Origin of the sequence: Colwellia sp. MB3u-4 (assembly GCF_014077065.1) — a bacterium.
Taxonomy (GTDB): domain Bacteria; phylum Pseudomonadota; class Gammaproteobacteria; order Enterobacterales; family Alteromonadaceae; genus Cognaticolwellia.
Genome location: NZ_JACGVE010000045.1, coordinates 195,084 through 221,970, shown reverse-complemented (window position 1 = coordinate 221,970; position 26,887 = coordinate 195,084). Strand labels below are relative to the sequence as shown.

25 protein-coding genes are annotated in these 26,887 nt (G+C 37.9%); 15 read left to right on the top strand and 10 right to left on the bottom strand.

Features of this window, described 5'->3' with window-relative positions; all coding sequences use genetic code 11:
- Positions 1-93: 93 nt before the first annotated feature.
- From H4J61_RS02200 to H4J61_RS02185, 4 genes are all read left to right on the top strand, one after another.
- A complete protein-coding gene (locus H4J61_RS02200) occupies positions 94-1,404 on the top strand; it encodes an MFS transporter (RefSeq protein WP_182183271.1) in 1,311 nt (436 codons plus the stop codon).
- Positions 1,401-1,937: a peptide deformylase gene (gene def / locus H4J61_RS02195; protein WP_182183268.1), complete on the top strand. Its 537-nt coding sequence runs from the start codon at positions 1,401-1,403 to the stop codon at positions 1,935-1,937. Before H4J61_RS02200 ends, def begins: the two co-directional genes overlap by 4 nt.
- Positions 1,938-2,119: 182 nt before the next feature.
- Complete coding sequence (locus H4J61_RS02190; protein WP_182183266.1) at positions 2,120-2,350, top strand: DUF3565 domain-containing protein; 231 nt, start codon at positions 2,120-2,122, stop codon at positions 2,348-2,350.
- 258 nt (positions 2,351-2,608) lie between these two features.
- The gene (locus H4J61_RS02185) at positions 2,609-2,977 is read left to right on the top strand and encodes a PH domain-containing protein (RefSeq protein ID WP_182183264.1); all 369 of its coding nucleotides are present in this window, start codon (positions 2,609-2,611) and stop codon (positions 2,975-2,977) included.
- Positions 2,978-3,147: 170 nt separating this feature from the next.
- Here the strand turns inward: H4J61_RS02185 and H4J61_RS02180 are convergent, their stop codons facing one another.
- Positions 3,148-3,945, bottom strand: coding sequence for a glutathione S-transferase (locus tag H4J61_RS02180; RefSeq protein WP_182183261.1), 798 nt, complete (start codon positions 3,943-3,945; stop codon positions 3,148-3,150).
- A 117-nt stretch (positions 3,946-4,062) separates the two neighbouring features.
- On the opposite strand from H4J61_RS02180, the gene H4J61_RS02175 reads away from it, so the two are divergent.
- The gene (locus H4J61_RS02175; RefSeq protein ID WP_182183258.1) at positions 4,063-6,441 is read left to right on the top strand and encodes a peptidase U32 family protein; all 2,379 of its coding nucleotides are present in this window, start codon (positions 4,063-4,065) and stop codon (positions 6,439-6,441) included.
- Between the two features lie 96 nt (positions 6,442-6,537).
- Here the strand turns inward: H4J61_RS02175 and H4J61_RS02170 are convergent, their stop codons facing one another.
- Positions 6,538-7,458 (bottom strand): aldo/keto reductase family oxidoreductase, encoded by a 921-nt coding sequence (locus H4J61_RS02170; protein WP_182183255.1) that lies wholly within the window; start codon positions 7,456-7,458, stop codon positions 6,538-6,540.
- An 834-nt stretch (positions 7,459-8,292) separates the two neighbouring features.
- Between H4J61_RS02170 and lgt the strand changes: the two genes are divergently transcribed.
- The 3 genes from lgt (at position 8,293) to yegD (ending at position 12,008) form a co-directional block, all read left to right on the top strand.
- Positions 8,293-9,081: a prolipoprotein diacylglyceryl transferase gene (lgt, locus tag H4J61_RS02165; protein ID WP_182183252.1), complete on the top strand. Its 789-nt coding sequence runs from the start codon at positions 8,293-8,295 to the stop codon at positions 9,079-9,081.
- Between the two features lie 61 nt (positions 9,082-9,142).
- On the top strand, positions 9,143-9,940 hold the full coding sequence (locus H4J61_RS02160) for a ribonuclease H family protein (RefSeq protein ID WP_182183249.1): 798 nt from the start codon (positions 9,143-9,145) through the stop codon (positions 9,938-9,940).
- A 709-nt stretch (positions 9,941-10,649) separates the two neighbouring features.
- Positions 10,650-12,008, top strand: a complete 1,359-nt coding sequence (yegD, locus tag H4J61_RS02155; RefSeq protein ID WP_182183247.1) for a molecular chaperone — start codon at positions 10,650-10,652, stop codon at positions 12,006-12,008.
- Between the two features lie 694 nt (positions 12,009-12,702).
- On the opposite strand, the gene H4J61_RS02150 is transcribed toward yegD, so the two are convergent.
- A complete protein-coding gene (locus H4J61_RS02150) occupies positions 12,703-13,671 on the bottom strand; it encodes a sensor domain-containing diguanylate cyclase (RefSeq protein ID WP_182183244.1) in 969 nt (322 codons plus the stop codon).
- A 541-nt stretch (positions 13,672-14,212) separates the two neighbouring features.
- Here H4J61_RS02150 and H4J61_RS02145 point away from each other — a divergent pair.
- A complete protein-coding gene (locus H4J61_RS02145; protein WP_182137567.1) occupies positions 14,213-14,941 on the top strand; it encodes an oxidoreductase in 729 nt (242 codons plus the stop codon).
- On the opposite strand, the gene H4J61_RS02140 is transcribed toward H4J61_RS02145, so the two are convergent.
- Both H4J61_RS02140 and H4J61_RS02135 read right to left on the bottom strand, forming a co-directional pair.
- On the bottom strand, positions 14,910-15,401 hold the full coding sequence (locus tag H4J61_RS02140) for a GNAT family N-acetyltransferase (RefSeq protein ID WP_182137566.1): 492 nt from the start codon (positions 15,399-15,401) through the stop codon (positions 14,910-14,912). The two genes, H4J61_RS02145 and H4J61_RS02140, sit on opposite strands and share 32 nt — an antisense overlap.
- 79 nt (positions 15,402-15,480) lie before the next feature.
- Entirely contained in the window at positions 15,481-16,380 is a 900-nt protein-coding gene (locus H4J61_RS02135; protein ID WP_182137565.1) for a LysR family transcriptional regulator ArgP, read from the bottom strand.
- A 155-nt stretch (positions 16,381-16,535) separates the two neighbouring features.
- Here H4J61_RS02135 and H4J61_RS02130 point away from each other — a divergent pair, with 155 nt between their 5' ends.
- Positions 16,536-17,156: a LysE/ArgO family amino acid transporter gene (locus H4J61_RS02130; RefSeq protein ID WP_182183242.1), complete on the top strand. Its 621-nt coding sequence runs from the start codon at positions 16,536-16,538 to the stop codon at positions 17,154-17,156.
- Here the strand turns inward: H4J61_RS02130 and H4J61_RS02125 are convergent.
- Positions 17,153-17,494 carry a Fis family transcriptional regulator gene (locus H4J61_RS02125; protein WP_182137563.1) on the bottom strand — a complete coding sequence of 114 codons (342 nt, stop codon included), beginning with the start codon at positions 17,492-17,494 and terminating at the stop codon, positions 17,153-17,155. The genes H4J61_RS02130 and H4J61_RS02125 overlap by 4 nt on opposite strands.
- A gap of 137 nt (positions 17,495-17,631) precedes the next feature.
- On the bottom strand, positions 17,632-17,886 hold the full coding sequence (locus H4J61_RS02120; RefSeq protein WP_182183239.1) for a hypothetical protein: 255 nt from the start codon (positions 17,884-17,886) through the stop codon (positions 17,632-17,634).
- Between the two features lie 586 nt (positions 17,887-18,472).
- Between H4J61_RS02120 and H4J61_RS02115 the strand changes: the two genes are divergently transcribed.
- The 3 genes from H4J61_RS02115 (at position 18,473) to H4J61_RS02105 (ending at position 21,841) form a co-directional block, all read left to right on the top strand.
- Complete coding sequence (locus H4J61_RS02115) at positions 18,473-19,846, top strand: hypothetical protein (RefSeq protein WP_182183236.1); 1,374 nt, start codon at positions 18,473-18,475, stop codon at positions 19,844-19,846.
- 348 nt (positions 19,847-20,194) lie between these two features.
- A complete protein-coding gene (locus tag H4J61_RS02110; RefSeq protein WP_182137560.1) occupies positions 20,195-20,461 on the top strand; it encodes a hypothetical protein in 267 nt (88 codons plus the stop codon).
- Positions 20,462-20,671: 210 nt separating this feature from the next.
- Entirely contained in the window at positions 20,672-21,841 is a 1,170-nt protein-coding gene (locus H4J61_RS02105; RefSeq protein ID WP_182137559.1) for a hypothetical protein, read from the top strand.
- Between the two features lie 82 nt (positions 21,842-21,923).
- On the opposite strand, the gene H4J61_RS02100 is transcribed toward H4J61_RS02105, so the two are convergent.
- A complete protein-coding gene (locus H4J61_RS02100; protein WP_182183234.1) occupies positions 21,924-22,184 on the bottom strand; it encodes a hypothetical protein in 261 nt (86 codons plus the stop codon).
- Between the two features lie 626 nt (positions 22,185-22,810).
- Between H4J61_RS02100 and H4J61_RS02095 the strand changes: the two genes are divergently transcribed.
- Positions 22,811-24,646, top strand: a complete 1,836-nt coding sequence (locus tag H4J61_RS02095) for a GNAT family N-acetyltransferase (RefSeq protein ID WP_182183231.1) — start codon at positions 22,811-22,813, stop codon at positions 24,644-24,646.
- A gap of 110 nt (positions 24,647-24,756) precedes the next feature.
- Positions 24,757-25,680, top strand: coding sequence for a histone deacetylase family protein (locus H4J61_RS02090; RefSeq protein ID WP_182183229.1), 924 nt, complete (start codon positions 24,757-24,759; stop codon positions 25,678-25,680).
- A 114-nt stretch (positions 25,681-25,794) separates the two neighbouring features.
- On the opposite strand, the gene H4J61_RS02085 is transcribed toward H4J61_RS02090, so the two are convergent.
- Both H4J61_RS02085 and hpf read right to left on the bottom strand, forming a co-directional pair.
- A complete protein-coding gene (locus H4J61_RS02085; RefSeq protein WP_182137555.1) occupies positions 25,795-26,085 on the bottom strand; it encodes a DUF6172 family protein in 291 nt (96 codons plus the stop codon).
- A gap of 430 nt (positions 26,086-26,515) precedes the next feature.
- On the bottom strand, positions 26,516-26,851 hold the full coding sequence (hpf, locus tag H4J61_RS02080; RefSeq protein WP_182137554.1) for a ribosome hibernation-promoting factor, HPF/YfiA family: 336 nt from the start codon (positions 26,849-26,851) through the stop codon (positions 26,516-26,518).
- Positions 26,852-26,887 lie beyond the last annotated feature (36 nt).

Here is a 26,887-nt window from a genome sequence, read left to right as displayed (position 1 = left end):
AAATCGCTAATTTCCCCCCAAAGCTTTAAAAACTTCAGTATGATAGTCTCAGACTATTTAGCCAAATTCGGCAGTCATCTATAAGGGCAGTTAATGCTAATCAATATTTTCATCACGTTGGCGTTATTGCTCTTAAGCTTTTTTGGCTTACAACGGCTGTTTACGCTACCCAAAAACGTCTGGTTACTTTTTTTAGTGCAACCTTTAGTGATGGCCGCATCGCCAGTGATTGTTTTTATTGGCGGTATACTTGCCACTAGCATGGGGGCTGATCCTGCACTAGTTACCCTACCGGTGACTATGATGATACTCGGCGTGGCCAGTGGCGCTATTCCAGCCGCGTTATTAGCTAAAAATAAAGGTCGACGTTTTGCGACATTTACTGGCTTCACACTAGGTTTTTCCGGCACACTGGTCGCCATGTTTGCTGCCTTAAACGCCCATTTTGAATTACTCATTTTAGCCAGTTTTTTACTGGGTATTAGCACCGCTTTTACCCAACAATTACGCTTTGCCGCGATTGAAAGTGTTAGCAACCGCAATGAAGTGCCTACGGTATTATCGATTTTAATGCTCAGTGGCATTTTTTCTGCTTTTTTAGGGCCTGAAATAGCCGTAACTGCAAAAGACTGGTTAAGCTCACCACACGGCTATGCTGGTTCTTTCTTATTTTTGTCTGGGCTGTTTCTACTGGCTATGTTGCTGATGTTGAACTTTACTAATCCTGAAGTAACAACGAGTGATAACCAAGGGGAAGCTAGGCCCTTAAGTGAAATCGTCAAACAACCTATTTTTATTATCGCCATATTGTCAGCCGCTATTGGCTTTGCTCTGATGAGTTATCTAATGACCGCAACTCCCCTGAGCATGCACAAACTTCATGGTCATAGTTTAAACGATACAAAATGGGTGATCCAAAGTCACATTGCCGCCATGTTTATTCCATCGTTATTTACCGCCTTATTAGTCAAACGCATTGGCTTAAAAAACTTAATGCTCGCAGGCACCATCATTTATGCGGTGCTCACGGTTATTGCCTTGTCCGGTGAACAAGTGATGCATTATTGGTGGGCATTAATTTTATTGGGCATTGGCTGGAATTTTCTTTTTCTTACCGGCACCTCGCTTTTACCACAAAGTTATCAAGCTAGCGAACGTCATAAAGTACAGGCGATTAATGACTTTATTATTTTTGGCTTTCAGGCTATCGCGTCATTAATGGCTGGCTGGATATTGTTTAAAGCAGGTTGGCATGTGGTGGTATTAACCGGTTTACCTTTTATTGTTATCTTATTCGTTGTTAGCTGGTTTTACTTTAAAAAAGAACGTGAAAAAATAAATAAAACCTCTGCCGCCACAGACACTGCGCTCAATGCAGAGCAAAAAAGAGAAGTATCATCATGAGCACTTTAACTATTTTACAACGTGGTGAGCCGGTTTTATCTGCTATCGCAAAACCAATAGCCAATGTTCACACTGCGGAGATAAAGCAGCTAATTAAAGATCTAAAAGCTACCGTTGCCCAAGCCAATGGTGTTGGTATTGCCGCGCCGCAAGTTGGCAAAAGTGTGCGTTTATTTATCATGTGTTCTGCGCCCAGTGAACGCTACCCTGATGCGCCGTTATTAGCGCCTGCAGTTATCATTAACCCAGCAATACTCAGCGCCAGTACCCAGCAAGTGTTAGGCTGGGAAGGCTGTTTAAGTGTGAAAGGCAAACGAGCTTTGGTCAGTCGTCATCAAAGTATCTCTGTACGATATCTCGATGAACAAGGCCAACCACATCAACAGACCTTCACTGACTTTCTTGCGCGTATTTTTCAGCACGAGTTAGACCATCTTGATGGTATTACTTTTATTGAACGACTCGACCATGAAGCTAATGCCATTGATGAACAAACATGGCGAGCAACAATGGCAAGTAACAATGACAAGTAATAATGAATAAAACCCCTTAACTAACGCCTAGTAACTTTTCTTATTCATCATAACTTTTGGCTTGTAAATTAACTTACTGATTTTATGTTGTTAACTACCTATTACCGATAAGCAATAAACAACGACAGATTACTCATAACTCACGCTAACTATCCCATAAAATTGTCAATGGAAAAAACAATATGCTACAAGCTATCATCGACTACCATCTTGATGACGAAAATCATTGGGTAGCCAGACTAGAATGTGGCCACTTCCAACATGTTCGTCATCAACCGCCTTTTATTAACCGCCCATGGGTAGTCAATAAGGCAACCAGACACGCCATGCTAGGTCAGCAGCTAAACTGTATAAAGTGTGATCATGGTGCCGCTAGAGACTTTCCTGCAACCGAATCAACGTCATCGTCTTAATAGGCTTATACTTGTGCGGTTTCAAAGTTCAGACTTGCCCAAAGGGATCGCAACTTAAATTGCATCTTGAAAAAGCACAACAACTAAGTAATGATTAAATCATGACTGATCAGTGTGGTTATCGACTCAACATACTTTTATGCACTGAGTTGACCAAAAAAACACATAACGCTTACCTGAACAGCCCAATAGAGTACTTATACCTGCACCCCTAACAAGGGATCAAAGCTTAACTATTAACAATACAAGGATTTTTCGATGATTGACTTTAATAACAAAGGTTTTTTCAAGCTTAAGCAAGACACTGATTATGCTGAAAAAGTAAGCAGCCTACTATTAGATGATGAACAAATAGTTGACTCATATAAAACCATGCGTGACGGTGTAGTCTTTACCAATAAGAGAATAATCGCGGTTAATGTTCAGGGTATTACTGGCAGTAAAAAAGATTTCACCTCTTTACCTTACAAAAATATTGTTGCCTACTCTATTGAAACATCAGGTACCTTCGATCTTGATTCTGAACTAGAAATATATTTTTCTGCCCTAGGTAAAGTGAAATTTGAGTTTTCAGGGCAATCCTCAATGCTAGAAATATCAAAAATAATTTCTAGCTATTTATTATAAGTGCTGACAGTGCCTTGATCATGATCACTAAGCTACATACCGCTTATTTTTGATGTCAGGCTATCGTGATTTTAGCTGTTTTATCGCTAGTATAAGACAGCTAATATAAGGCCTACAATAGCGAAAAAATTAAACCCATGATAATTTCCTGCCCTCGCTTACCGGCTACTTTATTTACCAACAAAAATAACCTCTTCACCACACTCAAGCCACAGTGGATGCTTTGCCATTACTCGGGTAAACATCGGGCTTTGTAGGTAACGATTCAGCCAATTTTTCAGCTTAGGATACGGTGATTGCAAATACCACTGGCGTTCTATGCGGGCAAATTGACGAATAAACGGCAACAGAGCAATGTCAGCTAAACTCTCTTGTGCGGAGAATAAATAGTCATGCTGTATTAAGCGTGACTCCAATAATTGAATATAATGCTCGCATGCGGTTCGGCATTCATTAAGGTTAGTTTCGTGGTAACGCTTTGCGCATTTATAAGCTTCTAAACACCGTTTAAATTCAACATCAAACTCGCTAATGAGTGCCAGCATTTCATTTAACTTTTCGTTGGGCTTGTTGGTCTTGTTTAGGAAGGTATTTACTTTTTCGTCTGGCTTTATAGGTAAATTAACCCTGTTATCAGCATGGAGTAAGTTGTTGGGATCCGATTTTTTAAGCGCCCATAGCATAATATCTAGACTTTCATCGATAACGATACGGTTATCTTCTGCTCGATTTGTACTTGCTTCGCTTAATGCTTTATTCCCTCGCGCATTATCCTCCTTAAACGGGCTGTTTTCATCCAAGACTAAAATAGGCACGGTAGCCTTGGGGGAAGCTAAAATCATCGCGGCAGGTTTATCCGTTAATACCAGATCACGCAGCGCAACCGGTTGATGCGATTTAAAAATAGCAATACGTGCTCGCATTGCATAAGGACAGTTTCTTAACGAATAAAGGATAGGTAATGCCATAACACGCAACTATTGAATTAACATTATTTATAAACGGCAACTTTAACGGTATTCATTGGTGAAATATACGGGTAAAATCCCTGCTCTTAAATTTAGCGAAAAAAATAAGTTGTACCAATGGATCATAAAATAGAATTATTAGCCCCCGGTGGAGATGTCGACGCAATTAAAGCGGCCATTATAGCGGGTGCAGACGCGGTATATTGCGGCTTAGATACCCTAAATGCCCGTAATCGCGCCGCTAATATATCCTTTGAACAGCTGATTGGCATCATTCGTTTGGCACACCAATACCAATGCCAAATATTTTTAACCTTAAATGTGATTATTTTAGAACGTGAGTTTAAGTCTATTGCCAAGTTACTCAGTAAACTGGTTAACACTACGTTAGACGGCGTTATCGTACAAGATATCGGCATGTTTAATATCATCAAGAAGCATTTCCCGACCTTAGACATTCATGCTTCAACCCAGTTAACCACTCATAATATCGGACAAATTCCGTTCCTAAAAAAATTAGGTGCTTCGCGGGTTAATTTATCAAGAGAATTAAACTTACGTGAAATTACCGCCATAACCGCTGTGTGTCGTGAATATAACCTGTTGAGCGAAGTATTTGTTCATGGTTCGCTTTGCGTGGCCTTTTCAGGTTTATGTTATTCAACCTCTGCCAGTGTTGGCAATTCAGGTAACCGCGGCCGTTGTAGCCAAGCTTGTCGAGAAGAATATGAAACCACAGCAACAGGTCATAATTTTCCATTAAACATTAAAGACAACTCTGCCTTTTTTGATTTGCCCGCCTTAATCGACGCTGGTGTGCATTCGTTTAAAATTGAAGGACGTATTAAAGGCGCAAACTATGTACATACCGTGGTGGATAGTTTTCGTAAACAAATTGATGGCTTCCTCAATACCGGCGAATTAACCGAAGATGGCGAACGCCTTTACAAAGTATTTAATCGTGATTTTTCCAATGCCTTTTTAAGAGGCGATTTAAATCAATCAATGTTTATTGATAATCCGCGTGATAATTCAAAAGTTCATGCCATAAATAAACATAACGCCACTGAAAGCCAAAGCCATTCGCCAGATAAGTCGCAACAAATTTCAGTGGTACAAATTCATGAGGTTGAGCAAAACCTACAAACTGACAAAAATGAAATTGAAGCCGAAGTAGTTGAGAAAATAAAGCATTTAAGTATTGAAAAAGTACCACTAACGCTACGTTTTTCTGGTCAAGCAGCACAACATTTAGAGGTTAGCGTAACCACTACCGGCTTCTCTGTTGAGCAAAATAGCTTCACTGTGCAATCCACTAGCTTATTACGCGCCAGTGAAAACGCCAGTATTGATAAGGCCACGATAGAAAAACGCTTTAAAAGCTTTAACAACGCCGAGTTTTTACTGACCGAGCTAAACTGTGACAACTTAAATACCGGCTTAAGCATTCCGTTTAAAGAGCTAACCGCGCTGAAAAATCAAATCGCCAGTTTGTTAAATAATGCTGTTGATATCATTCCAGAAGTGACCTTGCCGCCATTAGTTAATCATCCAAAAGTAGCCTCTCAACTAAGCAGCGAAGTTAACAGCGAAGTTCAAAGCCAAGCAAAAAATGAATTGTCTATTTTGATCTGTGACGAAGCAGATGCTGAGTTAGCGCATATTACTCATGCCGATATTTATTTTAAATTGCCTGATGCTTATAAACGTGACTGTACAAAATATGTTGGTTTTTTACAGGACAATCCACGTTTAATTCCGTGGTTTCCGGCTGTGCTAATTGGTAAAGATTATGACGCTGCCGTAACTATTTTAGAGCAAGTAAAGCCGCTATTAATTGTCACTAACAATACTGGCATTGCTTATAAAGCCAATGCTTTAGGCATAAAATGGATAGCAGGCCCATTTTTAAATACTACGAATTCCTACGCGCTGTTAGCGATGAAAGAAGACTTTGACTGTAGCGGTGCCTTTATTTCTAACGAAATTAACGCCATGCAAATGAAACATATTGCTCGCCCAGAAAACTTTAAATTATTTTACAGTATTTACCACCCTATTTTGTTGATGACTAGCCGACAGTGTTTCTTCCAACAAAGTGTTGGCTGTGAAAAACCACGTATCGACAATGGCTGTATGCTCTCTTGTGATAAATCAACAACCATCACTAATCTCAAAGGTGTGTCGTTCGCGATTGATAAACAAAAAGCCGGTTACCCGAGTATTTATAACCAAGATCAGTTTTTAAATATGGAAATTATTGAAGACTTATCTGATTTATTCGACGGTTTTATGATTGATTTAACCAACATAGGTACCGGTGATCGCCAAGCGCCTGATAAGGCGTTGTTGATCAGCCAGTTTGAAGAGTTATTAGCTGATAAAAAGCCTACTGACGAGTCTAAAAATCCGATAGATAGCCATTCATCAGCAAAACAACAGCTGAATAATTTAGTGCCTGAGTCAACCAATATTCAATATCATAATGGTTTGTAACTAAATCACTCGCTACTGCCCGGTCTTAAAATGACAAAAAAGCCACTGACATTTTCAGTGGCTTTTTTTATGCGATATATTGTTGATTCAATATAGTTATGGCACAGCTTGGCCGTTTCTAGCTTCTAATAAGCGATACCAATCTTCTCGCGAGTAATCTAGTGTTAAAGCTTGTTTAGCGGCAACAATGCGCTCTGGTGTGGTTGACCCTATGATGGGGCAAATATTGGCTGGATGTTTTAATAACCAAGCCAGAATAACTTGCCAAGGCGCGCAAGCATATTTTTCACTTTGGTGACTTAATTCGTTTTCAATTCTTTGTTCATCTTCACCTGAAAAAGTATTTCCCCAAGCAGAGTAAGCAACACCCCCTAAAGGACACCAAGCAATCGGTGTAATACCATGCTGCTGACATTGATCTAAGGTTCCATCAAGTAAGGTGTCAATATTGTGAATATTAATTTCAACTTGATTCACCAACAAGGGCATAGCTAACGCAGACTTTAATAATTCAACTTGCGACGGTTTAAAGTTACTGACACCAAAATGCTTAACTTTGCCACTGGCTTTTAATAACGCAAAAGTTTCAGCGACTTCATGCACATCAAATAAATAATCTGGGCGATGCAATAAAAACATATCTAAGTGATCGGTATTTAAACGTTTAAGTGAACCTTCAACACTGGCCAACAAATATTGCTGGCTAAAGTCATAACGCGTGGGGGCATAAGTGTCGTGCTCATTATTGCGCGGTCGAATACCGGCTTTAGAGGTGAGAATAATTTGCTCACGTAAATGTGGTTTTTCAGCTAACAGCTCACCAAAAATACTTTCACTTTCACCAGCACCGTAAATATCCGCATGGTCAAAGTGATTATAACCCGCCTCTAGCGCAGCCATTATCGCTGTTTTTCCTTTAATACGATCACTGGCACTATTGTCACCGGCAATACGCATGCAGCCGTATATAAAACGAGAAGATTCGATGCTCGAGTTACCCATTGAGACTTTTTTCATGTCTTTACTCTTCATTATTATTGATTAAATATACTTAAAATTCTTCCTGTGTTGGCCATTGTTCAGCCGCATGTGCTGGCCATTGAACAACCGAAGGTTTCATTAAAGCCTTTAAAATATCATATAGTTATTCTACATATATATAGGATGGCGATGAATATAATCATCTTTTTCTTCACGATTAAAATAAAACCGCTTATTGTCATGTAAAAAGGGGGTTTATTGCGACTTAGCTCGCCAAATTTTGCTCAAGACTGACTCATGGATACTAGAACTTAGTGTCGCTATTTTTCATTGATAGAGACACAACAGCATATTATTCTTCACTTATTGAGGATTTTCTTGTTGAGTTGTCATTCCTGAAAATAAGGTGACACATAGACTTGAATCTAGCAAAGTCGCTACATTACTTTTCGCCTTTATCAATGGATAATCTAACAGTGTAGCTTTTGCGAGTGTTAACTTTATGGTTAACGGAATTAATCTAGCTATGGTAATTGTCGAATAATTCCAATAGATTGTCAAAACTACTCATTCGATATTAATGTGCTTAAACGCTGAAAAAGTGCAGCGCTGACTAAACGTAAACCAATATAAAACTAACCTTTAACCGGCCAATAAAATACTGGGGCATGATGGGGCTTTTGTTGAGTCATTTGAGTAAATTTTAATCAAGGTTGAACACCCCATAGACGTGATTAACGCTTTCAGCGAAATTAATTCAGCACAGCAACCACTAGCTTGCTAGAATATCGCTGTTTAAGTGAAGACTTAACTTAAGTCACATTTAACTCATTCAACATAAGTAACATAAGCAACATTAAGGGCTACGCTTTGCAACATTTAGTTTGGGACTTTGATCCCGTATTTTTCTCCATTGGGCCATTGACTATACATTGGTATGGCGTGTTATTCGCCACCGCTATTTTATCTGGCTTACAAGTCATGAAGTGGATTTTTCAAACCGAGAAACAAGATTTAGTCGCGCTAGATAACTTACTGGTCTATATCGTTATTGGTGTTATCGTCGGTGCCCGTTTAGGACATTGTTTCTTTTATGACCCAAGCTATTACTTTGCTAACCCACTGAAAATAATCGCCATTTGGGAAGGTGGTTTGGCCAGTCATGGCGGCGGTTTAGGGGCTATTATTGCGGCGGGGATTTATAGCAAAAAAAACCAGATGAACTTTCTCTGGTTACTCGACAGACTCGCGATATGTACCGCGCTGTTTGGTTTTTTTGTTCGCAGCGCAAACTTTGTTAACTCTGAAATATTAGGCACACCGAGTAATGTCCCTTGGGCGGTAGTTTTTGCCCGTATTGATAACCTTGCTCGCCACCCTGCTCAACTTTATGAAGCCTTGTCTTATTTAACGATATTTTTTGTTTTGATGATTTTTTATAAACAGAAAAAAGCCCAAACACCACCCGGTGCTATTTTAGGCGTTTTCTTAGTTTTAATTTTTACTGCTCGCTTTCTTATTGAAATATTAAAAGAAAAACAAGCGGCCTATGCGGCTGATATTGCCTTAACTGCAGGGCAAATGTTAAGTATTCCGTTTTTTATTGCCGGTGTCCTATTAATTGTTTGGTCAATTAAAAACAATAAAAAAGTAAAGTAGTCTTAACAAATGGCGTACAGAGCATAAAAAATTATGGCGAATAAAATAGGGTTAACAATTGATGAGTAAAAAATATTATGTGGTGTGGAAAGGGGCAAAAACTGGGGTATTTGAACAGTGGAATGATGTTAAAAGCCACACCCAAGGACGTGCCGATGCGCAATATATGGGTTTTGCATCAAAAGCTGAAGCCGAGGCGGCGTTTCAATCTACCTACACTAAAGCATTAACTAAGCGCTCGATGAGTAAAAGTGCCGGTACTAAACCTGCCGCTTCTGCTGCCTACGTTAAAGCGGATCGTAGCGCCGTAAGTAATAGCTTAGCGCCTGTTAAACAAAGTGCTGATATTAATATTTATTGTGACGGTGCTTGCTCTCCCAATCCAGGGAAGTCAGGTACGGGCATGGCAGTGTATCAAGAGCAACAGCTCATTGAATTGTGGTACGGTTTATATGAGCCGATGGGCACTAATAATACCGCCGAACTTAATGGCATACTTGCCGCATTTAACTACGCACAAGATCATATTAAACAAGGTAAAACCGTGCAAGTCTTGTCTGACTCTAGATATTCAATTGATTGCATCACTAAGTGGGCAAAAGGTTGGCAAGCTAAAGGCTGGACTCGTGGCAAAGGTGAAGAAATTAAAAACCTTGAAATAATTAAGCAATGTTTTGCGCTCTACCAAGCATTGAAAAGTAATTTAATTATTAGTCATGTTAAAGGCCATGCCAATATAGAAGGGAATGAACTCTCCGATAGAATGGCGGTATTAGCACGCGTTAAGTGCACAAAAGGTTTTGTGCAATATCAAGACACACTTGATATTAAAACTATTTTGGCCATGGCTTCGGGTTAAGATAGTTTAGTCTTTTATCGCCATTTTATTAGTGCGCTCAGCTATTTTATACGGGTAAAAAATAACCCGTTGAAATGTTCTCCAAGTGAATGAGCTTGCTCTTAGGTAAATTAAACACCAAAAGGCAGCTTGAAGCTGCCTTTTGGTTTGAATTACTCGGATAATTTACCCTTAATAACCCGACTATTTTCTCCTTTATTGAGTGCAGCAATAATCACTCAAAACGCCACATACGACTTTAAATCCACTTTTGCTTGCAGGGTACAACTAATGCCGTTTTTATCAATAATAAAAGCACCTGGGCTTGTAAGCCGTTACCACCTTCAGCATTAAACTATTTAAGCGTTAAACCTGTATTAGCTAGGTAATGGGTTAATTTATCACTCGCTGCTTTCATCATGGTTTTAGCTTTATCAGCCGAGCTAGCTCACTTCTTCTGCACTTTAGCTTTTATTTTTCGCCTAAATTTGAATCGATTCATAAATCGATTCAACCGCGAAAAAATTTACACAGGCAAAAGTTTAAGCTGTGAGCGTCGACATGGCCGTGATTGACAGGATTAAAACTACGTTTGTGCGCCTTTGAAATAAATTAATAATGACTTATTGGCTTTTAGCTTATTAAAAATGTTACCTAATAAGCTAAAAGCCCTTGCCTAGTGCTACATATCCCAGTATCCTTCGCGGCCATTTTATATTTGGATATCAACATGATCGGATTTGATTACGGTACATCGAACTGTGCTGTCGGCGTAATGAAAAACAACACGCCAGAACTATTATCTTTAGGTGATCATGGTCGCTATATCTCCTCAACTTTGTATGCGCCCAGTCGTGACATTATTGTCAACTGGCTGCACGACAACTTGGCTTTGGCAGAACAAAAAAGCTTTCAACAGCAACGTCAAGCACAGCTAAACAAAGGAAAAAACTCACTACGAGAGCTGACCTTAGATGGCTATCCAACCGAATTATCGTTTGGCCAAGCCGCATTAAATAACTATTTACAAGAGCCGGACGAAGGCTACTACATAAAATCACCAAAATCGTTTCTTGGTGCCAGTGGTTTAATGCCACAGCAAGTTGACTTATTTGAAGATATTGTTGCCGCTATGATGAGCAATATAAAAACGCTCACCGAAGAAAGTCTTGGCAGAAGTGTTGATCAAACTGTTATTGGTCGCCCTATTAACTTTCAAGGTATGAAAGGCGAAGAAAGTAATCGACAAGCCATACAAATATTAACCAATGCAGCAAAACGGGTTGGCTTTAAAGATGTTGAATTTCAATTTGAACCTGTTGCAGCCGGCTTTGAATATGAAGCTAGTCTGACTACAGAAACTAAAGTATTAGTGGTTGATATTGGCGGTGGTACTACCGATTGTTCCATGCTTTTAATGGGACCAGAGCATGCTGCGTTAACTGATAGAAGCAATGATTTATTAAGCCACAGTGGTGAACGAGTTGGTGGTAATGATTTTGATATTGCCTTTGCCCTTAAAGGTATCATGCCGAGTTTTGGTTTAGATAGTTTATTAAAATCTGGTAAAACAATGCCAAGTAACAGTTACTTTCAGGCTATGGCGATTAACAATATTAGTCATCAAACACAATTTTACAGTGCCGAAAATGGACGGTTTTTGCAGCAACTGATCCGCGATGCAGAACATCCTGAGTTATTAACTCGTTTGTTAACTGTTCAACAACAAAAGTTGAGCTACCGTGTAGTTAATGCCGCAGAGCAAAGCAAAATTGGCTTAACCGAGCAAACCGAGCAGCAAATAGATTTATCTGATATCTATGAAGGGCTCACTGTTAAGCTTGATAGGGACGGTTTTACTGAGGCATGTCATCGACAACTCAGTGCGATAGCCGCGCTAATGAAAGATGCAATTGCCCAAGCTAACTGTCAGCCTGATGTGGTGTTTGTCACTGGCGGTAGTGCTAAATCACCGATGTTAAATAAGTTTTTACAATCGCAATTTCAACATACCCCTATTGTTGTTGGTGACCATTTTGGCAGCGTAACGGCTGGCCTAACGCGCTGGGCTAACACTATCTATGCATAAGCTATTGGTTGAGCAAAAAATTTAGCCCTATTTAAAGTCATTAACGCTAGCGAATAATAAAGTTTATGACTTTAAATGTTGATATTTTATAGACAGTTACTTTAATAAATAGCTTTTAATAAATAGCTTTTATTAAAGTAACTTATATTGATAAGTTTTGTTGATAAGTGTTAAACACGACTTGAGTTAAAAGAGTTATGAATAGTCTGTTGCTAAATGGCTAAGTGCCTGTATTTATGACCTTGATAGCTAATAGAACTACCGCAAGAATAGTAGATTAATCCCGCTTTAAGCTAGTGTGATTTATCAACGGCAATAATACCAATCTCACTCATTATCTGCTCATTTTTACTGGTTAAAATAACCCACTACTGCGTTATTTATTTAATAATTAGAACAACTAGTGATTAAAATAAATGCCTTATATTTGGCCATTTTTCCTGCGTATAAAATAGACCATCTAATTAATGAAATTGGTATAAGCTAAAATTTTGAAAAAAGTACCTATCGTTAATCACTAGTTGTAACTGCGTGAAAACACTAAAACTTGCCAGTAAATTTTACTAAGAAAATATCCTCAACTGTTCTGTACTGCTTTTCATCGCTAAAACTTAGTCGTTTGGCAGACATTTATCAACGACTACATGGCCTGATATTTAACTTACTAATTTAGTGAAACAGTTATAACGTCGAGCTATAGAGCATTAATTTTTTTTTGCTTATACATAGCTGCATCAGCTTCTTTGAGCATTGCTTCTATTGATTTGTCCGTGTCATGTTTAAAATAACTAACACCGGCACTGTACTCAATTTTATAGGGTTTATTTAAGGTTTTATTTGCTTGATCAATAGCGCCAGCAAATCGCTCTAGTGCTATATTTGCTTTCCCTGAGTAATAGTCAGAGTCGCTCAGCATAGCCACAAATTCATCTCCACCGAGTCGAGCGATCAAATCACAGTCTCGAAATGAATTAAGCATTATTTTGGCAAAAGTGGCTAAGACAAAATCGCCTTCGTGATGGCCATGTTCATCATTAATGATCTTAAATTGGTTTAGATCAAAGAATATAAACGACATTGACATTTGATTACGTCGACATACTTTTAAACTATGATCGGCCAGAGTCAAAAAACCACGTCGGTTAGAAATCATGGTTAACTCATCTAAGGTAGCGAGTTCAATAGATTTGATTTCTTGCTCAATTATAGCCCCTAGATCTTCAAGTAACTCTTGGTCTTCTTCGTTAAGATGTTTAGGTTCTGTATCGATAAGACACAAAGTACCTATATTAATACCTTGTCTAATTTTTAAAGGGCAGCCGGCATAAAAGCGAATTTTCGGACCGCTAGTAACAAGAGGATTATCGAAAAAGCGTTTATCTTTGGAAGCGTCAGGCACTATGAATAAGTTATCTTGATTAATAGCATGTGCACAGAATGAAATGTCGCGAGGCGTTTCCAAAAGCTCGAGTCCCTGCGTGGATTTAAACCATTGACGGTCTTCGTCAATTATACTGACCAGCGAGATTGATACGTTAAACATGCGTTTAGCCATACGAGTAATTCGATCAAAGCGCTCTTCGTGTGATGAGTCAAGTATTTTTAAGGTTCTAAGCGCATACAAACGTTCAACTTCATTTCTGGGCACTGCAGGCTTAATCATTAGGGGGTACTTAATTTAAAATGTAAACTCTTCAGATTGTATCAGCAAATTAAGATGGTTTCTTTAAAAAATAAAGCGCTTTAAAAAAAGAGTTTTGCACAAAATAATCGGGCCAGGCTGTGACCAATTGAGTCGCTAAACAACTGCTTGGATAAAATAAATTTATCTATATAAAACAATACATTAAACTTTGACTTATGAGTAAACCCACATCCATTTAAACCTTCATTCGTTACCTATTAACCAGCTAAGTTACTTAATATACATAAGGTAATACTGGCATAGCATTTATCACTTAACGTTTTGATTTGCCTACAACAACTCAATCTAAAATTAAATGATTACGTTTATATTTTCAAAGGATAAGGAGATATTTACTGGTTTAGATAAGTGTCTGAACATGGCCAAAACGATTTTATGTTCGCATGAATGCTAGGCAATAATGTTAGTCTTTTTTAAGATTTAAGTAGCTAGTTAAGCACTTAATATGAGACTTTATTATTAGGGTATATTATTCTCCACTGTCTTAGGGTTAAAAAAAATGACAACTTGTACCAATGGACATAAACCAGAGCAAGCCAAAGTGGCGCTAATTGTTGGCGCCAGTGGTTTAGTGGGACAACATTTGTTACAGCAACTATTAGCCAGCAAAACCTATAGCAAAGTTATCGCCTTAGTACGTAAACCACTCTTAATAGAAGATACTAAACTTGAACAATGGCAAATTAATTTTGAACATCTAGCAGCAGAATTGACCTCAAGTACCTTTTTGGATAATAAACCTCAGGATATAGGCGCTAACCACAAGATAAAAACGATTGATCATATATTTTGCACTCTGGGCAGTACCATAAAAAAAGCCGGTTCTAAAACTGCTTTTTCTGAAATTGACCATCATTATCCGCTGCTTATCGCCAAATACTTTTATGGTCAACATGCCACTTTATTTGCCATAGTCACGGCAATGTCAGCAAATGAAGCATCTGCTATATTTTATAACCAGATAAAAGGCAAAATAGAAAAAGACTTAAGTAACTTAGATTACCAACATCTGGGTCTATTCCGCCCGTCAATGTTATCTGGGCAGCGTGATGAATTTCGACTTGGCGAGCAATTAGGTACAATAGTGATGAACGCGCTAGCTTTTATTATCCCAAAAAAATACCAAGTAATTCAAGCAAAGAAGGTAGCAAACGCTATGCTAGTTTATGCAGAAAACCCTCCAGTGGGTGTTAGTATTATTCAGTCAGATCAGCTGCAAAATTACTAAGTGTTTTACCTGTCATGCGATAGCCAACCCACTCTTCTTGCGCGACAGCACCGAGTGAGTGATAAAATTCTCTTGACGGTGTATTCCAATCTAAGCAACTCCATTCAAACCGTGCGCAGTCTTTTTCCACAGCAATTTTTGCCATAGCTTTTAACAGCTTAACGCCTGCGCCTTTACCACGATATTCTGGCATAACGTATAGGTCTTCTAAATAAAGACCTGATTTTGCTAACCAAGTTGAATAATTAAAAAAGTAAATGGCTGAGCCAACGGCAACCCCATCTAGCTCGCAAATTAAGGCAAAAACATGACTATTTTCAGCAAAAATGCTGGCTTTTATTGTTTGCTCGGTTGCTAATACTTCGTGTTCCGCTTTTTCATAAATAGCGAGATCGATAATAAATTTAAATAATATACTGGTATCGTCTGCTGTTGCTGTTCTAACGACTAAATTGCTCACATTTAACTCCTGACTATTTTATTGACTCATTTACTGGCTATTTTACTGGCCATTTCAGATAACACTGAATATTAGCAAATTATTGATTATTTAGCGCGTATTGTGCACGGCTAATTATTGCGCTTGAAAGCTGCTTAAACACCCCTTTCAATAATACCCAATGATGCCAGTAAAGTGTTCTAATTATCGGGTTTTCTGGCATTAAATTGATCAGCTCTCCTGATGCAAGTTCTGCTTGTATTTGCAATTTAGGGATCAAACAATAGGCTAAACCTTGTTTGGCAAAATTAACAAAGGCTTCTGAAGAGCGCACGGTATGACACGGGTATGACCCGCCTTTTAAGCCAAAGGTTTGTTCGATATATTTAATATGCATATCGTCTTTTTGATCATAAGCAACCGCGGGTGTTCGTGCCAAGGTTTGTTTATTAATACCCTCAGGAAAATAGCTTGCAATGAAGCTTGGCGCAGCAACTAACAAATAGTGCATATCACCGAGTTTTTCTAATGTACAACCAGGTAAAGCCTGATCATATGTACTAATCGCACCAAAAACTTCACCATCTTTCAAATAGTTAATGGTTCTGTTTTCATCAGCCAATCGAAAATTTACCGCTAGGTTATATTGATGACTAACGTCACCAATTGCTGCAATTAACCAAGTGGCTAAACTGTCGGCATTGCTAGCAATATTGGCGGTAATAGTTTCATGTTTTTTATTACCTGAAATATCAGGAATAATGTCTTGTTCAAGTAATTTTACCTGTTGATAATGGCCAAGTAATTTTTTGCCAATAGCCGTTGCCACTATCGGTTGTGCCCGAATTAATACCGGTTGGCCTATAATTTGCTCTAAGCTTTTAATACGCTGAGACACGGCAGATTGTGTGATAGCTAATACCGATGCCGCTTTGTCAAAGCTTTGCTCATTTAATACCACGCTCAATGCATGCAATAACTTATAATCTAGCAAGACCATTTACCCCTGATGTTAACAAGATTTATGACTAATGTTAGCAAAAACAACATTAGCAAAACTAATTAAAGATTAAAATCATTAATTATACTTATGATTTGTTTTTCGTTAAATTAGCCGCAATAACTTAGCACAGCATGAAATTTTTAGGAGCAAAAATGTTTTCCCCCCTACTACAAGGCCTTTTTTTAGGGGCCAGCATGATTATACCTATTGGCGCGCAAAACTCTCATATCCTCAATCACGGTATTAAAAAAAATCATCACTTTTTAGCCGCTTCAATTTGCATGGTTTGTGATGTTGTCCTTATTGCATTAGGGGTGTTTGGTGGCGCACAGCTTATTGCGACATCGCCAACCTTGGTAACAGTAATTTCTTGGGCAGGTATTATTTTTTTACTGGCTTATGCTAGCTTGTCATTTCGCCAAGCATGGCTTAATAGCAGCACCAGTGAGCAAAGTTCAACCGATAAAGCACACAAGAAGCCTGGTTTGGTGATTGTTTCAACGTTAGCGGTAACCCTGTTAAACCCGCATGTTTATCTTGATACAGTAGTGGTATTGGGCAGTGTTGGCGGACAATTTCAAGGTAATGAAAAAATCGCCTTTGCACTCGGCACTATGTTGGCATCTATGCTGTGGTTTTATAGCTTAGCTGGAGCGGCAGCAAAAATGTCACCTTGGCTTAACCAAGCTAAGGTGAGAAGAGTTATTGATATGCTTGTTGGACTAATCATGTGCGCCATCGCATGGTCATTATTTAATAGCCTAGCAAGTTAAGACAATCTTTTATGCCAATTTCCAGCGTGATACAGGGTGCAATTTTCTTCGCTGTCTAATTCTATTTGGTTTTTAACACTGTTTAGCTTTATGCCAATATCTGCCAAGCTATCGGCTATTAATAACGCTAAGTGCTTACTATCAGATGACTTGAGATAGCTCGCTAATTTTTTATTGCTATCAAAAACACAAACAACTTTTAGACTGTCGGGAAAGTTATCGAAATTAACCGTATGGGTTAACCATTCAAAGCCGTCAATTTCTTCTAGCGCTGATTGGCATACTTCGGTTAACGACTTTATGATTTGATTGTCTATTTTCTTATCTGATTTACGCATTATTTATTAACATTACCTTTAAACTTTATCTTCGATGAATACACTTTATATAATAGCACTTTGATTAAGTTTTTGGTCTTGTTGTAAGCAGAGATTTTAATGAAATAGCTTTCAAGTCAGGGAAGCTGCCATCATTATTAATTGGTTTTTAACTTAGCGATATGAGCATAAGTGGGTGCTGGCAAGCTAAAGTATGTTTGCGCGTCAACTTGGCTTAACAAATGCTCAACAAAAAGACGATTGTTATCACTCGTTAAATGCTGAAATTTTTTCAATTCAGCATGATTTTCTGTCGGTGTTTTGGCATATACTTTTGTCACTAAAAAAGCCGCTAAAAGTAAGGTAATAATAATAGTGAGGTTAAGTAGAGTAATCCTTCTAGTTAAGGTCATGTTATAAATTCCCTTTTTCACAAAAATCCAATGTTTGAACAACAGCTTAGCTTATACTGCCATAAAAGTATAAAATTTGTACTTTCATTTGAAAGCGTTATCTAAGGGCATAACTCAAAGTAACTCCACTTCAGGCCTATTTCTCTAAAAACGCCCCAGAAAAATAATTTATTTTGGCTACCAAACAGTAAATATCAACTTTTAATTTGTACTATCTAAAGTTTACTATTTAAAGTGTACTAAGTGATCGGGCAATGACTGTTAAAAGACCATCAAAAGAGTATCAAAAAAGTAACCAATGCCATATATTACTAGTGGGCAGTATAAACTCAAAATTTTCAAGCTATAGCTAAGTTAATGCAAGTTTAATATATATTAAGCACTAATTAATCGCTGATTTTTTCATTACATTTGGCGAAATTACCAATATAGTATTCATCTTAAAGCTAAAAAATTGTCCTTAAAATAACCTATAGTAGAAACGATCAGCAATTAACTCACTTTATGATGAGATTACTCATCAAAGTCATAGATAGTGATTTGATTCAGGCTTGGCAATAAAACCGACAAGAAGTAGAGGATAGAAGTGAATAACGCTAAACTCACCCAAGACGAAAACCTTTCCATCAAGGTCAGTTACCAGTTGTTGCCTACTGACCACCAAAGACTCGATTTATACTTTTCATTACCGGTTGAAATGGGTATCGGCCCTAAAACCCTAGACGAGGAGCATTACTTTCATAGCAGTATAGAAAATCATAGTGCTTATTACTCAGACCAACTGCACTTGCCGTTAGTAAGAAGCCGCTTTATTAGCCAAAAAAAAGGTGAGCTAAGTGACTATCGACTTAACCTTAATTTATTTTCTTATCAAATTTTAATTGCTCTCGACACTGATATAAAACAAACGATTAAGCTTAAAGAAAGTAAAGATTTTTACCCACAAGCCATTGTACTAGCAGAGTTGATTTCTGGTTTACTGAAAAAATTAAGACGATATACGCCATCAGATAAAAAGCTCAGTCCATTTTTTCAAAATGCTGACAACTACCTTAGTTGGCAAGTAGAGCAGTCATTTTTAAAGTTGCTATCTCGAGGACCAAAAAGTAGTGAATTTTCCACTGAAAGAAACTTCTTGTTTGCACTATGCCGCAGTGAAAATGAATACCGTGCAACCCATAAATATAACTCAGAAGTTACCTTAGCTGACCCTAACCGCATCACCAATAAAATGCGTTTACTGCAACGATTAATCGAATACGGCGTCGTACTGCAAAAAGAAATGAAAAGCCTCAATCGCAATTTAAAGCGCATTGTACGTGGCACAGTTACAGCGATTATTATGGCGTTTGTGATGTTGTTAGTGCTAAACGCGCGGGCAAACTTCACTGAAGTCACGATTGCCTTAGTAGGCATGTTAGGCATTGTTTATGGTTTAAGGGAGATATTTAAAGACGATATAACCCGTGTTATTTGGCGTAGCATTCAAAAAGGCTTACCTAAATGGAGAAATATTTACACAAATAATGTTAATAAAACCCGTATCGCTAGTCAAACCATTTGGCTAGAATATATTCGCAATAAAGATCTACCTCAGCAAGTTGATAAGTTATTTCAAACTCGGCGTCATCAAAACAAACAAGCGGCACAATTGCTACATTTTCGCAGTGACACTAAAGTTAATGCTAAAAGTTTTTTGCCTGGCTATGATGAAATTCAGCAACGTATCTATTTTAATTTAACCCCCTTTATTCGCTTCCTGAAAAAAGGAGAAGGCCGTTTATATTCACTTGATGGCAGTAAAATAACCAAGCAAGCGGTTGAACGCCGTTACCAAATTAATGTCGTATTAATGCAAACAGACAAACAAGAACTTCAACAAATACAACGATTTAAGATAACACTAAATCGCTCAACTATTATTAACATTGAAGCAATGAAAATAGATGACGACGATTAATAGCGATAAGCTGATGGTCAAACTAGGATATTAGGCTAGGTATTTTAAAGTAAAGCACAAGCATGCAAAAAATTATGTGGTGTTCAGTTTTTATAATCTACTCAAACTGAGTATAAATGACAATATTGCGGCGCTTAAGAAAATGTCTACCTTGCTATTTCTGTCACTTGGTCAGCGTTTGTTGCTTTACCTTATGCAAAAAACTGCCTACAATAACGGCGAAATTATCCTAGTAACGCTTATAGTCTTACTATCGGTAAAGCGACAAGCTGTTTCATGGAACGAAAACGATCCAACCCACGGATAGGGCCAGCATTTTGGATCACCCTCTATAGCTTGGAGTTTCTTATGATTGATTTATTATTTAATATCATTGGCATGTCAGGAACCTTTCTCATCGTTGCCGCATTTATAATGTTACAACTAGAAAAATTAAATCCTAAAAGTTTGGCTTATAACCTAACGAACCTTTTTGGCGCAATATTACTGTTAATTAGCCTGTGCTATAACTTTAATTTGGCGAGTTTTGTTATTGAACTATTTTGGATTGCCGCCTCGGTGATTGGTTTAGTTAAGTATTATACCAGGTCACCAGAAACAGTAACCACCGACTAACGGTTACTTTTCGCAACAGTCAGCCTTTGTCTGCTAAGTTTTAAAAATTGAATCGGCAAAGGTTTTCGTTTATTAACCCTCCACATATTGTTTTTTTATGCACCAGCGTAGAGTTTATCCCCTAATTTAAGTCTTAGCACTTGTAATAGGTTATTTTACACGTATCATGCCGACCTATTTTTGTTTTTATCATCGGAAAACCCCTGTTTCATGAGAAAATTACTTACCTCGCCAAATGCCATGTCGCTTAGCGCTACCGAACAAACAATTTACCAAAATGCCTTGTCGTTAGTTGCCGATCTCAGCCTTAATTTAATGGCAGTAAAAGTAGAGAGTCATCCAGATAGTTTTCTTAACTGGTGCAGAGAGTTATACCGAATTTGCTTACACGACATCAACCAAGATTTATTAGAACCTAGTCAACAAAAACCCTTAAAAAAACTACAAGACACCATGTCAAACGGTGTTAGTGCTTGCCAATTAAAAATGGCTCGTATTATCCCATGGCCAATATTTACTAGTTTTGTACAAGAACACTCAAAGTTACAAGCCTTACCAGAAAGACTTAAACTCTTAAATTATATTGCGACGCTACGCCATAATAAATTAGCTGAAATGATTGATGAAGACAGATTAGCTTTTGCAGGCAAGCATAGCGCCCAGCATGATATTAGTGTTTATGACTTTGATGTTGAATGGTTTGCCGGCACACGCGGCGCAAAAACCTTTCACCAGTTATTAAAGTCTCACCCAAAAGATTTTGATCAAGCGCTTGATCATATTCCGTTAGACGGTGACGTTACCTTGGCAGACTATCAAAACTTTGTTAATGCCTACAAAGCAATATTTGCCAACCATACTAATGAAGAAAAAGCGCCCTTAAGTGCAGCAACTCGTTTATTGGCTATGCGCCGCCCAGACCAATTTATTGCTCTAAACAGTGGTAAAATAGATACCCTTTCGCAAGGCTTAGGTTTAGTAAAACTCAACAACCAAAGCTTTGATGATTATTGGCATGAGATGATAGAAGCCATTAGAAACACACAATGGTGGCGCAGTGAAATGCCTAGCGATGAAGCTGAACTTCAGCTTTGGCAAAATCGAGCCATATTAATTGATTTGTTTTTGTTTGCTGACAACTCATTGGCACAAAACTCTAACTATATTCGTATGCGTGATAAGCCTAAAAAAATAAAAATTGGTGTCGCTAAAGCGGTAAAACGTAGTAAAGCGTCAGCCGAAGCTATTGTAGATAAAGCTTTTGAATCAGATGATATTCCTGACTTTATTCTCAATATGCGCAGCACCATAGTGAACAGCGTTAAAGATGGTAAAACCGTTGATCAAGCGATAACCTTAATGCGTAACATTTTTGGTTAGTGTTTACTTTAAGCTCAGCTTATTGAAATTAAATTATTATAAGCCCAATAGCATTGGGCTTTTTTTATGGTTAAAATATCAGCTACTTCTCTGCTTTTTTATTTACCGTTAAGTTTTGCTGTTGACCCCGTTCACGGGCCATTAATAACAGAGTTAAATACAGTTTTGTCGGTAATGAAAAAAGCAAACCAAAGGCAATACAGCAGGCACAAATAATAATACCCGTAACACCCATTTTTGTTGGTAGGTCTACATATAAAAGTAAGTAATATCCTAAAATAAGGAGCGTAATACCTAGCAAAATAAAAAACTTAATTAAACGTACTTGTACTAATACCGACATAAATCCCCGCTAAGACAAACTCAGTTTACTAGCTCAAACAACGTCTGCTTTGCTCAAAAGCAAGAGCGTCATTAAAAAATTTTCAATAAAAAGCTCTCCACACATTATCCACATGACTCGTTTCTGCAAGAATAGCCTAACGCTAACAACTATATTCTATGGTGTTGAAGCTTAAAATCGTTCACAAGCGTTATTTCAGTGCCTATAGCCACTCTAGGTCAAGGTACACAATAAATAATGACTACTTAATACTTAATACTTAATTTGTAAAAGTTAGATATTATCTCCTGCTATTTGGTTAGTTATTTAGTCTAATAATGCAGAGGCTTTGACTCGGATCAACTAATAACTTAACCCTTAGTGCATACTGATACGATACTCACTCATTATTTGATCATTTCTACTGGCTAAAAAACCAACTTTTCGTTGTTTATGTAACTTTCACGTAGCTTTTATTTAATCAGTAGAACAAGTAATTATTGAATAAATATTTTGTATTTAGCGGTTTTACCTAGGTATAAAGTAGACTCGCTAATTCATAAATCTGCTATTAAACAGATACAGTTTACATTCTGTGATAAATTTAATTGTAACCTTGCCCAAACCAAGAGAATTCAGAGACAATTATGCAGATACGCAAACAGCGCCAATCTTCTATAGACTGGTCTAAATACCTCAAATCTGGCAATCGAGTTTTTATTGGCTCTAATGCCGCAGTACCCAATGCCTTAATTGATAACCTTATTGCCAATAGCGATGGTTTACATGATATTGAAGTTGTTCATATTTTAACGCTTTCAGACAACGTTTGGGCTGATAAAAAGCACCAAGACCTATTTAAGGTCAACGCATTTTTTATTGGTGGCGAAAAAATTCGTACGGCAATTAATGAAGGGCGCGCTGATTATACCCCGACATTTTTATCTGAAATCCCCAGGCTATTTAATGAAAATATTTTACCCTTAGACGTAGCCTTAATCATGGTTGGCCCACCCGATGAATACGGTTATTGTTCGCTTGGGGTCACGGTTGATATTGTACCCGCAGCCATTAAAAAAGCTAAGGTGGTTATCGCACAAATTAACCCTAAAATGCCACGCACTAATGGTCATAGTTTTGTCCATATGAGTCAAATTCACGCTCACATCACCGTTGAACAATATTTACCCGAATTGCCCGAACCTGAAATTGATCAGGTCACAGAACAAGTAGGTCAATACGTGGCTATGTTAGTAGAAGACGGTTCTACTATCCAAATTGGTATTGGTAAAATTCCATCTGCTATCTTGCGTTACTTAGCTAACCATAAAGATTTAGGTGTACACAGTGAATTAATATCTGACGGCATTATCGACTTAATGCTTTCCGGTGTTATCAACAATCGCAAAAAAACCTTTCATAAAGGAAAAACCGTCATCAGTTATTGTATCGGCACTCGTCGCTTATATAAGTTTGTTGATGGTAATCCCCATGTAGAGTTCTACCCGAGCGAACACATTAATTCGCCAGTGAACATTGCCCGTAACGACAACATGGTTTCTATCAATAGCGCCATCGAAGTTGACTTAACCGGGCAAGTGGTTTCTGACTCCATCGGCTATTATTTTTATAGTGGTATTGGTGGCCAAGTTGACTTTATTCGTGGCGCCTCATTAAGTAAAGGCGGTAAACCCATTATTGCCCTGCCATCGACAACCAAAGATGGCAAAATATCTCGTATCGTCGCACACATTACCGAGGGTGGTGGTGTAGTTACCTCACGGGGTCATGTGGCTTATGTAGTCACTGAATATGGTATCGCTTCGCTGCAAGGTAAAAGTATTCGTGAACGCGCATTAGAATTAATACGTATTGCCCACCCTAAATTTCGCGCTCAACTACTTAAAGATGTGCGAAAACATTATTGGGTGCCTGAATACCAAGAAAACACGCCAACATCAGTACCTGAACTGGGTAAAGTTGAGATCAAACGTTTTACTTTTGCTAATTCTGAATACTTCCTTAGACCCTTATCGCCTTCAGACGAACGTAAACTACAAGAGTTTTTTTATTCTCATAACCAAGAAACATTAATGATGCGATACAACCATCATATGACACAAATGACCCGAGAAAAGTCCTGTGATCTCGTCAGTGTCAACCAGCAGGTTGATTTAGCCTTGTGTTTAACTGAACGAGATGATTTAGGTGAATCTATACAAGGTGTTGCTCGCTATTATTACCTTGAAGCCAGTAATAGTGCTGAAGTGGCTTTTGTTATTAAAGAGAGTAAACGCGGCAAAGGTATGGCAAAAGCACTACTGAGTGAATTAATCGCTATCGCTAAAATTCGTGGTTTAACGCAATTGATAGCTAGTGTACGACGAGATAATGCTCCTATGTTAAAAGTATTTGAAAATGCAGGGTTTTTAAGAGCACCTTCACAAGATTATGACGAAGTAAGCTTGGTTTACACACTATAGTTAATCAATTGGGTATAAGCACACAAAAGAAAATTTAAGCAACTAAACTACTATTAAGTGATAAGTAAGTTATAAATAACTTAATAGCTCAGAGATAAAGGAATGTAAATATGACAGTCGGCGTAATTAGTCACCACCATTGCTTGACCCACGATATGGGAGAGCATCACCCTGAGGCGCCAGAACGTATGGCGGCTATTCAGGATCAGCTTATTCGTAGCGGTTTGGATTATGTTATTCGACAATTTAACGCTAAACCTATTGATAAGGAACTACTTTATTTAGCACATGACAAAAACTATATCGAATCAATTTTTGCCAATGCCCCGAGTGAAGGCACTTATAATGTTGATGACGATACCATTATGACCCCAGATACCCTTAATGCCGCCTTACTTTCTGCCGGTGCTGCCAAAGACGCAGTAGACTTAGTGATGTCAAAAGAAATTTCATCGGCATTTTGCGCGACTAGACCACCCGGCCATCATGCTGAATATAATAAAGGTATGGGTTTTTGTTTTTTTAACAATGTCGCTATTGCCGCCGCCTACGCCAAAGAGCACTATAAATTAAAGCGCGTGGCTATTGTTGATTTTGACGTTCATCATGGCAATGGTACAGAAGATATTATAAAAAATAAAAAAGGTTATTTATTTTGTTCTACTTATCAATACCCATTCTATCCCTTTGAAATTAAAGAAAGTACTACGCCCCCCATCATTAACACACCATTAGCTGCGACAGCAAAAAGTGCTGATTTTCGACAAGCTATTCTTGATACTTGGCTGCCGGCATTGAACAAGTTTAAACCAGAAATAATATTTATTTCTGCCGGATTTGACGCGCATATCGAAGATGATATGTCACAAGTGAGTTTAGTGGATGAAGATTATCGTTGGGTAACTGACCAACTTAAAACGCTTGCTGATAAATATGCTCAAGGGCGTATTGTCTCAGTGCTTGAAGGTGGATATGCTCTAAACGCTTTAGGCAGAAGTGCGGTCGCACATATTAATGGCTTAATTGGCTATTAGTTGAAATATAATCACCACTAGCCTTTGGCTTAAGTAAACTTGACCTAAAGCATTTGCTTTAGGTCATAGCAGGGTAAATAGTGATCTTTAAAGCCCTATCAATGCTGCTAGTCGCTATTTTTCTTCAAAAGTACGAACCGCTGGTTTAACCAATATTTCAAGATAAAATGCGTTTAACTCTGCCGCTACAAGCGTATCAATTTCTTGGCTAATCGCTGTCACATGAATAACGTCAGCTGTTTGCTCTGACTTACCAATTTTACAATCAAAATCCCAATAATCCGCATCTTCAGGTAGCTTTTTATTGCGCTCACGTTTTAAATATTTTTTAACTTCGTGTTTCGCTGACTCAACCATTCTAGCGACTTTAATTTTAGGGTGAGTTAACTCGAATGTTTTTTTCATGGAATTCCTTGGAGGAGATAAAAGTACGCTTTATAGTGAGTTTTTGTCATATAAAGCCAATAGGGCTATTTTACGTAAACATTTAAGTAATAGCCATACTTCATCTAATTGTTAAGTAAATAACCTCAAGGGTAGCTAAATTTTATATCTTAGTAGATTAAAGTGCGCTTTTTCGCAATATTCACAAGCGGGATAAACTAGGAGTAATATCTTGGCATTATTTCATCTGATGTAGATATAAGTAACTGGCTTTAACTCACTAGGGGCATGTATTGAGCTATGTATTTAGCAATGTAATCAGCGCACGCATGCTTCAAAAGAAAATAGGTTTGAAATAGGCCTGAATATAAAAAAGACCGTTTAATAACGGCCTTTGGTATTTAACTTTTATTTTTAGTTTTAACTGTTAGTTAATACTAACTGACGTGCTTTAAGGACTTTCAAAAGCGTTTGACTGCTCTACTTCAAACTTCTTTTTTTGCTTAGCCGATAATACACCTTTACGATGTGCTAAAGCCGCTTCAAGCTTACTCGCTGCACTTGCTATCGCGGCATACAATTCTTTGTCGACAGCGTTAACTGAGACAGTAGCGCCTTCATAAGTGGTAGAAACTTCTAGTTTTTGTTGATTGGGCTCTACGGTGATAATGACGTCTAAGGTCATTAAGCTTGGGAAATGTTTAGCAATTTTAGCAAATTTGCTTTCAACTGCTTGGTTAATACCGTCGGTAATTTCAACGTGATGTCCGGAAATAATTATTTTCATATTGCTACCTTATTGGTTGTCTTCAATTATATATTC